This is a genomic window from Pseudomonadota bacterium (assembly GCA_018242545.1).
Lineage (GTDB): Bacteria > Pseudomonadota > Alphaproteobacteria > 16-39-46 > 16-39-46 > 16-39-46.
The window spans coordinates 1-15130 of record JAFEBT010000048.1 but is presented as its reverse complement, the minus strand read 5'-3'; the positions used below and the strand labels follow the sequence as shown (position 1 = coordinate 15130).

14 protein-coding genes and 1 tRNA gene are annotated in these 15130 nt (G+C 36.6%); 11 read left to right on the top strand and 4 right to left on the bottom strand.

Features of this window, described 5'->3' with window-relative positions:
• Positions 1 to 183 precede the first annotated feature (183 nt).
• The 5 genes from JSS34_06615 (at position 184) to JSS34_06595 (ending at position 5616) form a co-directional block, all read left to right on the top strand.
• Positions 184 to 1245 carry a methionine ABC transporter ATP-binding protein gene (locus JSS34_06615; protein MBS0185993.1) on the top strand — a complete coding sequence of 354 codons (1062 nt, stop codon included), beginning with the start codon at positions 184 to 186 and terminating at the stop codon, positions 1243 to 1245.
• Complete coding sequence (locus tag JSS34_06610) at positions 1242 to 1880, top strand: ABC transporter permease (protein ID MBS0185992.1); 639 nt, start codon at positions 1242 to 1244, stop codon at positions 1878 to 1880. The genes JSS34_06615 and JSS34_06610 overlap by 4 nt, the downstream gene beginning before the upstream one ends.
• Positions 1881 to 1895: 15 nt before the next feature.
• The gene (locus JSS34_06605) at positions 1896 to 2675 is read left to right on the top strand and encodes a MetQ/NlpA family ABC transporter substrate-binding protein (protein ID MBS0185991.1); all 780 of its coding nucleotides are present in this window, start codon (positions 1896 to 1898) and stop codon (positions 2673 to 2675) included.
• A 204-nt stretch (positions 2676 to 2879) separates the two neighbouring features.
• A complete protein-coding gene (locus tag JSS34_06600) occupies positions 2880 to 5294 on the top strand; it encodes a hypothetical protein (protein ID MBS0185990.1) in 2415 nt (804 codons plus the stop codon).
• A 121-nt stretch (positions 5295 to 5415) separates the two neighbouring features.
• Positions 5416 to 5616, top strand: a complete 201-nt coding sequence (locus JSS34_06595; GenBank protein ID MBS0185989.1) for a hypothetical protein — start codon at positions 5416 to 5418, stop codon at positions 5614 to 5616.
• A 279-nt stretch (positions 5617 to 5895) separates the two neighbouring features.
• Here the strand turns inward: JSS34_06595 and JSS34_06590 are convergent, their stop codons facing one another.
• Both JSS34_06590 and uvrA read right to left on the bottom strand, forming a co-directional pair.
• Positions 5896 to 7008, bottom strand: a complete 1113-nt coding sequence (locus JSS34_06590) for a hypothetical protein (protein MBS0185988.1) — start codon at positions 7006 to 7008, stop codon at positions 5896 to 5898.
• A gap of 275 nt (positions 7009 to 7283) precedes the next feature.
• Positions 7284 to 10127 (bottom strand): excinuclease ABC subunit UvrA, encoded by a 2844-nt coding sequence (uvrA, locus tag JSS34_06585; protein ID MBS0185987.1) that lies wholly within the window; start codon positions 10125 to 10127, stop codon positions 7284 to 7286.
• A gap of 259 nt (positions 10128 to 10386) precedes the next feature.
• On the opposite strand from uvrA, the gene JSS34_06580 reads away from it, so the two are divergent.
• From JSS34_06580 to JSS34_06555, 6 genes are all read left to right on the top strand, one after another.
• Positions 10387 to 11535 carry a hypothetical protein gene (locus tag JSS34_06580; protein ID MBS0185986.1) on the top strand — a complete coding sequence of 383 codons (1149 nt, stop codon included), beginning with the start codon at positions 10387 to 10389 and terminating at the stop codon, positions 11533 to 11535.
• Positions 11536 to 11702: 167 nt separating this feature from the next.
• A complete protein-coding gene (locus JSS34_06575; protein MBS0185985.1) occupies positions 11703 to 12563 on the top strand; it encodes an isopenicillin N synthase family oxygenase in 861 nt (286 codons plus the stop codon).
• Between the two features lie 29 nt (positions 12564 to 12592).
• Positions 12593 to 12922, top strand: a complete 330-nt coding sequence (locus tag JSS34_06570; GenBank protein MBS0185984.1) for a ferredoxin family 2Fe-2S iron-sulfur cluster binding protein — start codon at positions 12593 to 12595, stop codon at positions 12920 to 12922.
• Between the two features lie 11 nt (positions 12923 to 12933).
• Complete coding sequence (gene iscX, locus JSS34_06565) at positions 12934 to 13128, top strand: Fe-S cluster assembly protein IscX (GenBank protein MBS0185983.1); 195 nt, start codon at positions 12934 to 12936, stop codon at positions 13126 to 13128.
• 2 nt (positions 13129 to 13130) lie between these two features.
• Positions 13131 to 14144, top strand: a complete 1014-nt coding sequence (locus JSS34_06560; GenBank protein MBS0185982.1) for a hypothetical protein — start codon at positions 13131 to 13133, stop codon at positions 14142 to 14144.
• Between the two features lie 92 nt (positions 14145 to 14236).
• A tRNA-Ser gene (locus tag JSS34_06555) sits at positions 14237 to 14327 on the top strand.
• A gap of 213 nt (positions 14328 to 14540) precedes the next feature.
• On the opposite strand, the gene JSS34_06550 is transcribed toward JSS34_06555, so the two are convergent.
• On the bottom strand, positions 14541 to 14849 hold the full coding sequence (locus JSS34_06550) for a hypothetical protein (GenBank protein MBS0185981.1): 309 nt from the start codon (positions 14847 to 14849) through the stop codon (positions 14541 to 14543).
• Positions 14836 to 15130 (bottom strand): transposase (locus tag JSS34_06545; protein MBS0185980.1); only part of this gene is annotated, 295 nt, incomplete at its 5' end. The genes JSS34_06550 and JSS34_06545, both read right to left, overlap by 14 nt.

Sequence of the window (15130 nt, the reverse complement as noted above, 5' to 3'; positions counted from 1 at the left end):
TCTCCAAAAATTTCAATGTCTTATCTCTTTTCAAGACTTACGCAGCAGATCTAATAGTAAATAAAGGTGAAGGCGGATAATTATTTATCCCAAGCTCAAAAAATAAAAAACAAGAATCTTTTGTAGAAATATACAGCCTGAAATGCTATAAATTTAAATAATTTTTTGAAAGAAAGATAGGGTATGAGTACCAATTTTCGACATGCAGAAAAAATTATAGAGATTCAAGAACTTTCAAAAAGTTTTGGAGCGACTCCTATTCTTGTAGATATTACAATGTCAATCCCAAAAGGCTCAATTACAGGTATTATTGGCAAGAGCGGAGCTGGAAAAACAACACTTTTAAGATGTATGAATTTTCTTGAAAAACCTGATAAGGGGTCTTTTAAAATTGAAGGTAAAGAATGTTTTCAAGCAACAGGTGCAACTCTTAGAAGCCTTCGACAAAAGATGGGAATGGTGTTTCAGTCGATTAATCTTTTAAGAAATCGAACTGTAGAGGAAAATATAGCCTTGCCTCTTGAATTTATGAATATTTCTAAAGCAGAAATTACAAAGAAGGTGAATGCTGCGCTTACTCTTTTAGCTTTAAATGAAAAAAGAAATGTTTACCCTGCAAATTTAAGCGGCGGCCAAAAACAACGTGTTGCAATTGCCCGTGCTCTTATTGGGCAGGGAAACATTTTACTATGTGATGAGTTTACATCAGCGCTTGATCCAGAAACAACTCTTGAAACACTTGGTCTTTTGGGGGAACTTAATAAAACACTCGACGTTACCATTATCATTGTAACCCATGATATGATGGTAATTCGTGAAATTTGTGATTTTGTGTATGTGATAGATAAGGGAAAATGTATAGAAGCAGGACGTGTAGAAGATATTTTTTATGCGCCACAACAAATTGTCACAAAATCCCTTATTCGTACAAGTATTGAGAGAGATATTCCTAGTGTTCTTAAAGACAGAATGATCGAAGTTCCTCAAAAAGGGTGTGATGCACTTGTGCGGTTGATTTTTGCAAGCGATAGTTCTCAAAATCCTGTTATATCTGAAGTAGTGAGGGAATTTGGAATTTCTATTAACATTATCGCAGGGTCTTTAGACCATTTCCGGGAGTCAACTTTGGGAACTCTTCTTATAACATTTCCTTATCATAAGGCTAAATACCCTGAGGTTATTGCATTTCTTCAAAAACAGAGAGTCCAGCCTGAACTGCTTGGGTATTTGAAAGGAAAAACATGACAGAATTAGTAATAGGTGCTTTTTTTGAGACAATCTTTATGGTTTTTTGTTCTATTTTGATAGGCGGGATTTTTGGAATTCCCTTGGCGGTTCTTTTATTCAATAGCAGTCCCCAAGGCATGAATCCTTGCGCACCTTTATATCAACTGCTTTGTCTGCTTATCAATGCTGTCCGATCTATTCCTTATATTATTCTTATGGTTTTATTGATTCCTATGAGTCAAATTCTTGTGGGGTCATCTATTGGAATTTATGCTGCTATTGTTCCTTTAGGAATTTCAGCAATTTTATTGGTTGCAAAAGTTGTGGAAGATGCCTTAAAAACAGTATCATTTGGACTTATAGAAACAGGGTTGTCTATGGGAGCAACAGAGACACAAGTAATTTGGAAAATGCTTATTCCTGAAGCACTTCCAACGATTGTCTCAGGGATTACTTTCGTGATCATTAATCTTGTTGGATTTTCAGCAATGGCGGGTGCTGTAGGAGGGGGAGGACTTGGCGATGTGGCCATCCGATATGGGTACCAACGGTATAATTTGGAAATCTTAGGAATTATTGTTTTAATTTTAATTTGTTTGGTTCAAACTTTGCAATGGGGTGGAAATGCAATTTCTACTTATTTGCGTAAATAGAAAGAAATGTAAGATATGAAATATAGTATATATTTTCTCTTTTGGTGTATCAGCTTCTTTTTAGGGACAGAAAAAAGCATTCATGCCGACGCTTTAAAAGTAGGTGTAACTGCTGGGCCGCATGCTCTGATTTTAGAAGAAATTAAAAAACTCGCTCAGAAGGAGGGCCTTGAGATTAAAATTGTTGAATTCAATGATTTTATTCTTCCTAATGCGGCATTAGAAGCGGGCGATATCGATATAAATTCTTATCAACATCAGCCATTTTTAGAAGAACAAGTTAAAACGAGAGGGTATAAATTAGTGTCTCTTGCCAAAACTATTATTTTGCCTATGGGAATATATTCTCTAAAACATAAAGATTTGAAAGATATTCAAGAAGGTGCAAAAATTTCTATTCCGAATGACCCTACCAATGGAGGGCGAGCCCTTCTTTTACTTAAAAAAGCTCAGCTTATTGATTTAAAGCCTCTTGAAAATCCTTCTGTTTTAGATATTACATCTAATCCTAAAAACCTTAAAATTGTCGAACTTGAAGCGCCTCAAATTCCAAGAACTTTAGAAGATGTAGATTATGGAATTACCAACACAGATTGGATTACACTTGCAGGCATGGATCCCCAAACTGCTCTTTTAACAGAAGATAAAGATTCTCCTTATGCTAACCTTATTGTGGTGCGTACAAAAGATAAAGAGAGAGAAGAGATTAAAAAGTTTATTCAACTTTACCAAAGTCAATTTTTAAAAGACTTCATTGAAAAAACATTTAAGGGGTCTGTATTACCGGCATGGTAGAGAAAACTATTTCTCTTAGCCTCTTGCTTTAAGGTTTGAAAAAACTGAGTCTTTTTCTAAAATAAAAAAATAATGACAAACGAGGGGCGTATATCGTCTTGAAAAGAAAAATAAGTTTTTTCGATTTTTAAAATATTTTCCCATTGTTTTAAAGGGGATGACTCGATACACTCCAAAGGTTCAATTTTTAACATTTGAGGGTTTATGTCTCAATATACTTCTTCTTTTAATCCCCTGAAATTGGCTTTGATTTGTGGCGGGCCGTCTTTAGAGCGTGGTATTTCTTTAAATTCAGCGCGGTCTCTTTTGGATCATCTTTCTTCTCGATCCATTGAGATTTCTGTATTTTATGTAACCCAATCAAAGGAATGGTATACAATTTCTCCCTTTCATTTATATTCAAATACGCCAGCAGACTTTGATTTTAAACTTAAAGATATCGGACAAATTTTAGAAGGTGATGCTCTTATTAGTGCCCTTAAAAATATTGATATCGTTTTTCCAGCAATCCATGGAGCTTATGGAGAAGATGGAGAACTCCAAGCTTTTTTAGAAAAGCATCAAATTCCTTTTGTGGGACCTTCTTCTCAAATGTGTCAGATGATGTTTCATAAACATAACGCGGCCTTTTTCTTAAAGGAAAATGGGTTTAAATCATTGCCTTCATGTTTATTGAAAAAAAAGGATCCAGATAACATTAAAAAGATTCAGAATTTTTTTGAAGAGCATCGCTTGACGCGTGGTGTTGTAAAGCCCGTTGCAGGGGGATCCTCTATTGGGGTATCGTCGGTTTTAACACCTGAAGATGCTTTTAAACAGATGCTTTCTATCTTTGAGCATCCTTTAAATCAGGAAGCACTTTTAGAGTCTTTTTGTAAAGGAAAAGAGTTTACAATTGTTGTACTCCAAAATCCTCAAGGAGAAGCGGTCTCTCTCATTCCTAATGAAATTCAGATTTCATATGAAAATGGACAGATTTTCGATTATCGGCGCAAATATCTTCCCACCAGCAACACCAAATGGCTCTGCCCCCCTTCCTTTGGAGATGAGATCGTTAAAGATATTCAAAAAAAAGCTCAAGATCTTTTTACATTATTTGGTCTTCGGGACTTTGTACGAATGGATGGGTGGTTTTTAGAAAATGGAGACATTGTTTTTACTGATTTTAATCCAATTAGTGGCATGGAGCAAAATAGCTTTTTATTCTTACAAGCAGCTTACGTTGGCATGAAACATCAAGAAGTTTTAACTTATATTGTAAAAAATGCTTGTCAAAGATATGGTCTTGAAATACCCCTTTTAAAAGAAAAACAAAGTTTAAATCGGCATCCTGTTTGGGTTGTTTTTGGAGGAAATACAGCTGAACGTCAAGTATCAGTTATGAGTGGAACGAATGTTTGGCTTAAGCTTATGAAATCTGAATTTTATGATCCGCAGCCTTTTTTTCTGGATTTTAAAGGGCATATTTGGAAAATTCCTTATGTTTATTGTTTGCATCATACTGCGGAAGAAATCTATGAAAATTGTTTGACTTCCCATGCTATGACCGAAAGACTTGACCAGTTTGTGACACCCATTCGAAAACGTCTGGGTCTTAATATTGAAGGAGCCTCTTTCATGCAAGAGGTTCCTGAAAAGTTGACATTCTCTCGATTTATAGAAGACGCTTCTCATGAAAAAGCTTTTATCTTCCTAGGCTTGCATGGTGGCAGCGGAGAGGATGGAACCTATCAAGAGCTCTTAGAAGATGCAAAGCTCTTTTATAATGGCTCAGGTCCTGAAGCTTCTCAGCTTTGTATGGATAAATATATGACAGGTCTTTCTATTGAAAAAATGGGACATGATTTTATAAAGTCTCTTCCAAAGAAAATTATAAGTCTTCAAAATTTTGAGAACTTTACACGCACAGATTATGAAATTTTTTGGCAAAATTTATTGGATCAATGGTCAACATCCTCTTTAATCATTAAACCAAAAGATGATGGGTGCTCTGCTGGTGTTGTGCGGCTTGAGACAGCTGAAGAACTTGAAAAATACCTCATATTGGTTCGCAAAGGGGTGTCTGCCTTTCCTCAAGAAACTTTTTCTGGTCAAAAGACAATCATTGAATTAAATCCGGGAGCTGCTCAAAGTGAATATATTTTAGAGCCTTTTATTACGACAGATATTTTAACTTTAAAAGATAATCACGTTTTTCATACACCCGTGACTGGCTGGTTAGAAATTACAGCGGGGGTTTTAGAGCATAAAGGGATTTATCATGCTATGAACCCAAGTTTAACGGTTTCAGAAAGTCATGTGTTGAATGTTGAAGAGAAGTTCCAAGGGGGAACGGGCGTCAATATTACACCTCCTCCCGCATTTTTAATTTCCAATGTTTTTTTAGCTCAGATTAAAGAAAGAATTGAAAAAGTTGCACAAGCTCTTGGAATTAAAAATTATGCCCGAATAGACTGTTTTGCGAATCGTGAAACAGGTGAGCTTATTGTTATTGAAGCAAATTCCTTGCCTGCTTTAACGCCATCAACTGTTTTTTATCATCAAGGATTAGCTGAGACGCCTCCTTTAAGCCCACGTATGCTTTTAGAATACTTAATTCGTTCAAAGCAGGAAAATTGAAAGAAAATTTTTGACCAGAAGACGTGATTTTCTGATTCTTTAAAAGATGCAAAGATTTCTCAAGACCTTTTAAAAAAAAGAGAGTAAAATTGCTCGTTAGCAAAACAGTTGGAGAATATAAATGACAATAAAAACTTCCCTTAGATGGACTAAAAAACAAGAAAACACCTTAAATTTTGATGACTTTGAATGTGCTTTAAAAGGACATAAAAATAAGGTTGATGCTTTTATACTTCAGCGAAATCATCTTTTAAAGAAAGTTTTTCAGGGAAAGTTTTCTGATTCAGAAGCCGTCAATATGAATTTAAAAAAAGGAAAATGACGTTGGTATTTCTTTCTATTTAAGATGTTTCTTAAACCTACCAGATATTGAAAGAGAACAAGAAAAAAAGAGCAAATACTTTTTTAAAAGTATAAAGAGAGGGTGTTTTAGAGAAAAATTCATAAAAGTTGAATTTAAGATTTCAAAAAACTGAACTTGAATTTTTTTATTTGCCCTCTTCCCAACAGGGTTAAGGTGTGTTCCTTTTGGTTTTCTTTCCAATAAAAGGAACACACATTTTTAATCAAAATCTATTTCTGATTTCTTTGATAGTTATTCCTAGCTTTGCGCAGGTGCCTGGGAAGCAACACTCAAAATAAATGCCTGCAGTGCTTCTTCTGTACGAGAATCATACTCTCCTGAAGAGGAAGCTCCCATATAAAACTTTCCTAAATCACTAAATTTTCCAACTGCTTTGGAGAGCGGGGAAAGTTTTTTCAAGTCTATATTTTCAAGAAGGGCAGGAATGGGGGACTCTTCGAAAGATGGAACAGCAATCTGAATGCCAATATGCCCTTCGGGGGTATGTCTAATACTCGGAATTCTAAGAAGAGTGGTTGCTAAGCTATTAGCTTTCACATCTGGAACAACCACATCAGCTGGAAAAGAAACAACAAATGCTTGTAGTATTGGAAGAGCAAGGCTGATTTTGAAATCAAGCCTGTTCATCTGGTTCAAGACATCAACAATCCTAGGAGATTGAACGATTGTGCGAAGGGTAGAAAGTGGATTATGAACAATAGGATCATGCATTCCTCGGAAATTTAAGTGAAGGCTATTTTGTTGACCCATCGTGTTATTATAAAAATCGGCTCCTTCTGCATTAAATAAGGTCGGTGAGCCATAGGTCAAAATACGAATGTGCGGAGAAGAAACGCCATAGTCGCCCATAAAAGTTTTAAGATGCAGAGCCGCAAGTTGTCCTAAGCACCCGCCAACAAAATCTCCTTCAATTTGAATGCGTAGTGTCGATAGGTCATTAAGAGCGTCTGTGAGTGTTAAATCTTCAATGAACGCGCTTATGCTACTCTGTTGTCTTCCCTCTTCGTCTCGGATTTTGAAAAGATTTTTATAAAGATTAAAAATTCCATTATGAGCCCGCACTCTTACGTTGCCTTCAGGAGAAGGGATTGATTGGACTGTCTTTTCGAGTGCAAGAGCTTCTAACCATTGAGAGGGACAAATGCCACGCATAGACAGGCGGAAAACAGCATTTTCAGATTCTTGCCCGGGTAAGAATTCCATAATTCCTGCGACTTCCTCTGCACCTGTAAGAATAAATTGCTTGTGAGGAGTCGGAGCTTCCGCTTTCATTGTACGAAGACTTAAAAGCCGAGCCATGCTTGCAGGAATGTCAGCACGGGCTTTCTCCAGTTCTTCTAAAGGAGGCATACTGTATCCTGTAAAAGGGAGACATATAAAAAACATTAAGAATGCAAATAAATTTCTAAAAGTCATAAAAAAATCCTTTTCAAAAAGTATAAATCAACCTGTCTGATACAAATTTATTAAATTTACTTCTCAAATACAAACCAACATCTAAAATATATATATACCCGAAAAGGAGTCTTTTCAACCAAAAAACAAAAAAATCTAGTAAATACATATAAATAATAGAAAAAACCATAAGGAAATAATCTGAAAAGCTTCTTATGACTCTTTTTTATTTAAGGAAATATTTTTTTAAGATAAGGCTTGAGATAATGTCCTGTATGACTTTTTGGATTCTTAGCAACAGTTTCAGGGGTTCCAAAAGCAACAAGATACCCTCCGTCATTTCCGCCTTCTGGTCCCATATCTAATATCCAGTCAGCTGTTTTAATAACTTCAAGATTGTGCTCAATAACAAGGACGGTATTTCCTTGATTAACAAGGGCATTGAGAACATCCAAAAGCTTTCGAACATCTTCAAAATGTAAGCCAGTTGTTGGCTCATCAAGAATGTAAATGGTTTGTCCTGTTGATCTTCTTGAAAGCTCTTTTGAAAGTTTAATGCGTTGCGCTTCCCCTCCAGAAAGCGTGGTGGCAGATTGACCGAGATGAATATAGCCAAGCCCTACTTTTTTAAGAATCTCAAATTTATCTTTAAGACTTGGGTGAGCGCTAAAGAAATCAGCTGCTTCTTCAACCGTCATGGCAAGAATATCAGCAATAGACTTTCCTTTATAATGGATATCAAGCGTATCACGATTATACCGTTTGCCTTTACACTGATCACATGTAACATAAACATCCGGAAGAAAGTGCATTTCGATCTTAATCAGACCTTCACCTTCACAGGCTTCGCAGCGTCCTCCTTTGACATTAAAAGAAAATCGGCCAGCTTTATACCCGCGTGCTTTTGCTTCAGGAAGCTGTGCAAACCATTCACGAATAGGCGTAAAAGCACCTGTGTAAGTTGCAGGATTAGATCTTGGTGTTCTTCCAATGGGAGATTGATCAATGTCAATGACTTTATCAATAAATTCGAGACCTTCAATTTTTTCATAAGGCAGAGGGATATCTGTTGAAGATCCAAGAATACGTGCAAGAGATTTATAGAGTGTTTCAATAATTAAAGTAGATTTTCCAGAGCCTGAGACCCCGGTCAGACACGTAAGTGTCCCAAGAGGAATATCTATGCTTACATTTTTAAGGTTATTTCCGGAGGCTTTTTTAAGAGAAATCCATTGATCCTTTTTGGCTGTGCGACGTTCATTTGGAAGAGGAATAGATTTGTGTCCCTTAAGATATTGACCTGTTAAGCTCTTGGGATTATTAATGACTTCTTTAGGAGTGCCTGCAGCCATAATTTCTCCACCATGAACACCCGCACCAGGTCCCATATCAATAAGATAGTCGGCTTCTCTCATGGCATCTTCATCATGTTCAACAACAAGAACCGAATTTCCAAGATCTCTGAGGCGTTTTAAAGTTGTCAAAAGTTTTGCATTGTCACGCTGATGAAGGCCAATGGAAGGCTCATCTAAAACATAAAGAACACCGGTAAGTCCTGAGCCAATTTGGGAAGCAAGTCGAATACGTTGACCTTCTCCTCCCGATAATGTTCCGGATGTTCTCGAAAGAGAGAGGTATCCAAGTCCCACACTTACTAAGAACCCTAATCGATCATATATTTCTTTTAAAATACGTGCGCCAATGGCTTGTTTTTGCCCCGAAAGCTCTTGAGATAAATCTGTTATCCATGCAAGCGTTTCTTGGATAGAGAAAGCCGTTATTTGTCCAATATGAAGTCCTTTTAGTTTTACGCAAAGAGCTTCTGGCTTGAGGCGATATCCTTGACATGCTTCACAAGGATGGGTGGATTGATAGCGTGCGATGTCTTCTCGAATACTGCTGCTTTCAGTTTCAATAAATCGACGGGTTAAATTTGGGATAACGCCTTCAAAAGGCTTTGAGAGGGAATATTTTTTAAAATTTTCACGATAATGGAAAGAAATTTTTTCTTTTCCACTCCCATAAAGAAGGATATTTTGAACATGTTCTGGAAGAAAGGCAAAAGCAGTTGTCATTTTAAATTTATAATGGCGTGCAAGACTTTCTAAAGTTTGAACATAATAATCACTAAAAGCATGTGACCAAGGTGCAATAGCACCTTCCATGAGGGAGAGCCCTCGATTGGGAACAACAAGATGAGGGTCCATATCAAGTTTAACACCCAGGCCGTCACAGGCCGAGCAAGCTCCATAAGGATTGTTGAAAGAAAAAAGGCGCGGTTCAATTTCTTCCAGTGTAAACCCCGATACGGGGCAAGAAAATTGAGATGAGAAAAGTTGGGTTGCTCCGGTGTCTGCATTTTCAACAATGAGAAGCCCGTCTGAAAGTTCTAGGATTGTTTCAATCGTATCTGCAAGACGACGCTCAATGCCTTCTGTCACAATAACTCGATCGACGACAATTGAAATATCATGTTTTTGATTTTTAGAAAGATTTGGGACATTTTCAATTTCATAAAGAGTGCCATCAATTTTAACGCGACCAAATCCTTTTTTTCTAAAATCTGTTAATTCTTTTTTATATTCTCCTTTTCGACCGCGAATAACAGGAGCAAGAAGTAAAATTTTTTGATCTTTATATCCTTTAATAATCAAATCAATCATTTGATCAATTGTTTGGCTTTCAATCGGAAGATTCGTTGCAGGCGAATAGGGGACACCGATACGCGCAAAAAGAAGCCTTAAATAATCATATATTTCTGTAACAGTTCCAACAGTCGAACGCGGATTGTTTGACGTTGTTTTTTGTTCAATGGATATTGCAGGAGAAAGGCCTTCGATGGCATCTACATCTGGTTTTTGCATCAATTCTAAAAACTGCCTTGCATAAGCAGAGAGGCTTTCTACATAGCGGCGTTGTCCCTCAGCATAAAGTGTGTCAAAAGCGAGGGAAGATTTCCCTGATCCGCTGAGCCCAGTAATTACAACGAGTTCATTTTTTGGAATATCAATACTAATATTCTTAAGATTGTGCTCACGCGCTCCTTGAATACGAAGAAAAGATTTTTTAGTCATGACACACCTCTATTTTTGGGGAAGTAAAGTATAAAGCGCTTTTGATGAAAAAGCTATCTTAATTTAAAAGAGTTGGATTCAAAAAATAAGCTCTTCCAGACGTCATTGATATAAAGAGTAAGAAAAAATTATAAAGTCAAAATATTGAGAAGTATGGGTAAAGGAATTTTAATTTTTTTCTTGCCATATGCAAATCATCTCTTTAATTATCTTTTTTTATAGCTTGAGTCATTCTGAATGTTTCATATAAGGTCATATAATGTTTAAAGAATTTAGTGCTTATCTTCTTTTGGGATGTTTAATCTTTTCTCATGCATATGGATTAGAAGATTACTTATTAGATAATAATCCTGATTTCGATGGAGCACAATTATATTGTAGAGCAAAAGTGCGTGAATTTACTCAAGAAAACCCAGAAGCTGCGGATATATATAAGGAACTAAGTCGTTGTTTTTCAAGCTCTCAAACAAGTACATTAAATTTTTATAAACCTTTGTTACTCAAGCTTAGGGATTTGGGACTAGAACAGAAAAAGGAGATTTTGCCCGTTTCTTCTCAGCAAGATGCGACAAGAGCTTCCAAGTGTTCCTATGCTTCAATAACATCAAGTGACGAAGCTCAAAAATTAGGAGAATTTATAGAAGCCTTTGGGGTGGCACTTGAGGCTGCAAAAGAGGATCCTGCGTCGATAAATAGGTTTTTTTCAGCCTTCGTGCTTACAGAAGAACAGCATTCTTCCACGGAAGAACCCGCGTATGCGCCTTCCGCGGTTTCTTGTTATAAATTATCAGATTTGACACCTGACAATTATATTCAAGCTGGCCGGGAGATAGCTCGAGATCTCGCCGTTAGAGGAATAGAAATCAATCTTTTACATGAAAAAGTTATCACTCCTCTATGCATGAAGTTTAGAGAGTTTGGACGAGAATATGATATACATCTGGTTGACCCTTATATAACATATCTTCCTAAGCTCATTTGCATATCAGAGAATTTGGGGCTTATAGATGCTTTTCTTTCGGTTGAGCAGGTCATCGCTGAAATTAAGAGCTATTTTGGAAATGTTCCTTTCTTTAATCTTGCAAGAAAAAATGGTTCTAAGGAGAAACTCTCAACACAAGATTTTTTAACAGAAGTGACTTTCTTCTTTAAGGGGTTTTATCCAAATGAAGTATTTCTAAAATTGGCATCAGGAGCCTGGAGTCTTGCAATTGAAATTGATAAATTAGAGAATCCATCAACGAAGGTTAAAAAAACCAAAGGGCTTTCAGAGGTTGCACTTGCTGTTCTTAGAACCCACGTAAGTAGGAAAGACTCATGTGTTGCGGAAACTTTACCGGAGCGTGTCAATCGCTTGTTTGTTGCTTTTATAGAGACACTTCATTATAAGCTCAGTATGCCAAAATAAGTTTTCTTTGAAAAAAAATCTAGAAAACAAACTATTTTTAGAGCAATTCTCAGAAAAGGGTTTATTTTGTTGAATCTACATATCTGTGATTGTTTTTTTAAATTTTTAGATTTTATAAAGAAAATAATGAGTTGTTGAATTTTTTAGAGGGTGAGAGAAATATAAAGATGGATGTTGATGTTGTAAGTTATCTTTCAAAGGGTGCAGAGCAAGATTTTGTAAAATCTTTAAAAAACACAGGTTTCGTTGTGCTTAAAGATCATCCAATTTCAAGAGATTTGATTGATAAGACATATGAAACTTGGAAAGATTTTTTTGCACTTCCTCTGGATGAAAAGAATTCCTATTTATTTGATGCGCGCGAAACAGGAGCACAAACAGGTTATTTTCCCTTTAAAGCTGAAAACGCCAAAGGATATTCTGTTCAAGATTTAAAGGAATTTTTTCATTTTGCGCCGCATAAGAAAGCACCTGAGATGCAAGCTCAAATGACGAAAGCGTATTTTCAAGAAGTCACTCAGCTTGCGCATGAACTTTTAAAATGGGCAGAAAATGGATTGCCTGAGAAAATTTCTAAAAATTTATCAATGCCTTTAAAGCAGATGGCTGAGGAAAGTACCTTAACACTTTTAAGGATTCTTCATTATCCTCCTCTTCAAGGAGATGAGGAGGAAGGTTCTGTTCGTGCAGCGCCCCATGAAGATATTAATTTAATGACAGTTCTTCCTTTTGCAACAGCGCCTGGTCTTGAAATCAAGGACTCTAAAGGAAATTGGCATCCAGTTCCAGGGGATCCAGGCATGATTGTTATTAATGTAGGGGATATGCTTGCCCATACGACACAAAACTATTATACTTCGACAACACATCGTGTTGTTAACCCGGAAGTTCAAAAAAATGAGGCGCGCTATTCTCTTCCTCTTTTTTTTCAGCCCAATAAGGATGTTCGCCTTTCTCCAATCCATACAGCTGGAAGTTATTTTGAGGAGAGATTTAGGGAGCAGGGACTTGTAAAAGATAAGAATTAAAGATAACGCATAGAAAAAGGATTTTAAGGATGCCTAAATTGATTTTTAAATACGCTGATGGGAGTGAAAAATATGTGGAAGCTCCCTTGGGTCTTTCAGTTTTAGAGATTGCACATGCGAATGATATTCCTTTGGAAGGTGCTTGTGAAGGTTCGCTTGCTTGTTCAACCTGTCATGTGGTGGTTGATCCTGATTGGTATAAAAAGCTTCCAGAAGCCTCTGAAGATGAAGAAGACATGCTGGATCTTGCTTTTGGTTTAACGCCAACATCGCGTCTTGGATGTCAGCTTATTATAACGGATGAACTTGATGGTTTAACTGTAACAGTTCCAGCAGCTAGTCGAAATATGATGATTTAGGAATGAAAACAATAAGTTGGACCGATGTTTATGAGATTGCCATTGCTTTGGAAGAAATTCATCCTGAGGTGAATATTTTAGAGATTCGGTTTACAGATCTTTGGCAATGGGTTCAAGAAATACCGGGCTTTGAGGATAACCCGAATCGCTGTAATGAAAAAATCTTAGAAGCTATTCAAATGGCTTGGCTTAATGAGCGTGATTAAACGTGAATTCATTTTTTTATTATGGATTGCCTTCTTTTTTTGAAAAAGTTTTTTCGGAGGCTTCTTTTCCTGTTTCTTCAGATATTTTTGAGAAAATTTCTTTAAGATATCAAAGTGAGGCATCTCGAGAAGGAGCCTCTCTTTCTTTTAAAAAGGAAGAAGCTTTTGTTTATGCCCTTGGGCGAATGCCAGCAACAATAGCGGCCATAAAAGATGTATTAAGACGGCTTCGACAACAAAACTCAAAATTTTCTCCCAATTCTTTTTTAGATATCGGATCAGGTCCAGGAAGCTTTTTATGGGCTTTTTTAGAGTATTTTCCAAAATTTGAACGGGGGGTCCTTTGGGAAGGAAACGCGTCCTTTTTGGATTTTTTGAAACTTTTTTTAAAAGAAGGAGAAACTTCTTTTAAATCTCTTCAAAATGTTGAGGTTCTTGAGAAAAATATCATCAATCTTTCTTTAACAGAAAATGAAGAATACTTTGATCTTGTAAATCTTTCGTATGTTCTTTCGGAAATTTCTGAAAAAGAGCAGCCAAACCTTTTGGAAAAGGCTTGGAAAAAGACACGTGATGTTTTGATGATAATAGAACCAGGAACGCCAAATGGTTTTTTAAATATTCTACGAGCGCGCCATTTTTTTAAAGAACAAGGTGGATTTTTTTGTGCTCCTTGTCCTCATCAAAATAGATGCCCGTTGGAGAATACCAAAGATTGGTGTCATTTTAGTGTTCGGCTTAAGCGCTCGCATCTTCATAAACGTTTAAAATCAGCTTCTCTTTCTTATGAAGATGAAAAATATGCCTATCTTATTGTTCAAAAAAAGCCAGTTGAAAGAAATTCTTTAGAAAGCCGTATTTTAAAGAACCCCCTCAAAAGGACAGGACATATCATTTTTGATGGATGTTCACAAAAAGGGGAAGAGCGAATTACAATTTCAAAAAAAACACCTCGACTTTATAAAGAAGCTAAAGCAAAAGAATGGGGAGATCTTTGGGAAAATGAAGAAGAATAATCTTTCTTTTTTTTTCTTAAAAATTTGCTGTTGCAAGAGGAGAAATTTTATTGCGGAAAAAGATTGTTTCGAGTACAGTGCAGACGTTCCAAGGAGAGGTGGCCGAGTGGTTGAAGGCGCACGATTGGAAATCGTGTATACGTTAGTAGCGTATCGTGGGTTCGAATCCCATCCTCTCCTCCAGATTTTTTATAGAGAACTTTTCTCACGTTTTTTTGCGATAGCTTCAGATGACCTCAAAACCCCAGTATTTGCGTGCTTTCCAGGGTTTTGGTTTGCCTTTAGACCTGTACCTTACTTTCTCCAATTTTGCTATTTTACCCCACTCTTATGGACGTATACCGGTTTCATCTATTTGATCAGATTTAATGATTTTTATTTGCATTATAGTACACACTATGGGTTGCAATATTGACAGCTTCCTGGATCTGCTTCTTTTTTACCGTCTGTACGCTCTCTATTTTCTTCATAAGCACACTTAACGCAACCAAAAATTTCTGATTTTACTAATTCTGTTTCTGAACCACAGCATCCACAGATCAGGCCTTTTTCATATTTGATTTTACCCCAACCAGGATTATTACAACATGGACACTTTGTTTTTAGTCTATCCGAAAGCTTAGTGGCAATTTCGCCTATTACACGCATACGGGAAGGATTAAATGATAACGTCCCGTCAAGTGGTGTAAAATTAGATTGAGTCATTGTCAGACTCGGATTCAGTCATAAGAGGCTGCATAGAAGCAAGACCCATATAACTTTGTTGAACCAACCAATCTTCATCGATCTGGTGGAGAACTTCTCCGATTAAACGCAGAACTGAAGCATCGTTAGGAAAGATTCCAATAACATTCGTCCTGCGCCTAATTTCTCTGTTGAGTCTTTCCAAAGGATTATTGGAATAAATTTTCCGATGATGAACTTTTGGAAAGTGCCTATAAGCTAAAACATCTTCCTCCGCTTCAACCATCTTATCATAAACTTTA

Excerpts from the sequence above, each read along its gene's own strand:
- JSS34_06610 (MBS0185992.1), top strand. The coding sequence starts at position 1,242 with ATGACAGAATTAGTAATAGGTGCTTTTTTTGAGACAATCTTTATGGTT.
- JSS34_06570 (MBS0185984.1), top strand. The coding sequence starts at position 12,593 with ATGCCTAAATTGATTTTTAAATACGCTGATGGGAGTGAAAAATATGTG.
- JSS34_06590 (MBS0185988.1), bottom strand. The coding sequence starts at position 7,008 with ATGCCTCCTTTAGAAGAACTGGAGAAAGCCCGTGCTGACATTCCTGCA.
- JSS34_06600 (MBS0185990.1), top strand. The coding sequence starts at position 2,880 with ATGTCTCAATATACTTCTTCTTTTAATCCCCTGAAATTGGCTTTGATT.
- JSS34_06605 (MBS0185991.1), top strand. The coding sequence starts at position 1,896 with ATGAAATATAGTATATATTTTCTCTTTTGGTGTATCAGCTTCTTTTTA.
- JSS34_06580 (MBS0185986.1), top strand. The coding sequence starts at position 10,387 with ATGTTTAAAGAATTTAGTGCTTATCTTCTTTTGGGATGTTTAATCTTT.
- JSS34_06615 (MBS0185993.1), top strand. The coding sequence starts at position 184 with ATGAGTACCAATTTTCGACATGCAGAAAAAATTATAGAGATTCAAGAA.
- uvrA (MBS0185987.1), bottom strand. The coding sequence starts at position 10,127 with ATGACTAAAAAATCTTTTCTTCGTATTCAAGGAGCGCGTGAGCACAAT.
- JSS34_06595 (MBS0185989.1), top strand. The coding sequence starts at position 5,416 with ATGACAATAAAAACTTCCCTTAGATGGACTAAAAAACAAGAAAACACC.
- JSS34_06550 (MBS0185981.1), bottom strand. The coding sequence starts at position 14,849 with ATGACTCAATCTAATTTTACACCACTTGACGGGACGTTATCATTTAAT.
- JSS34_06575 (MBS0185985.1), top strand. The coding sequence starts at position 11,703 with ATGGATGTTGATGTTGTAAGTTATCTTTCAAAGGGTGCAGAGCAAGAT.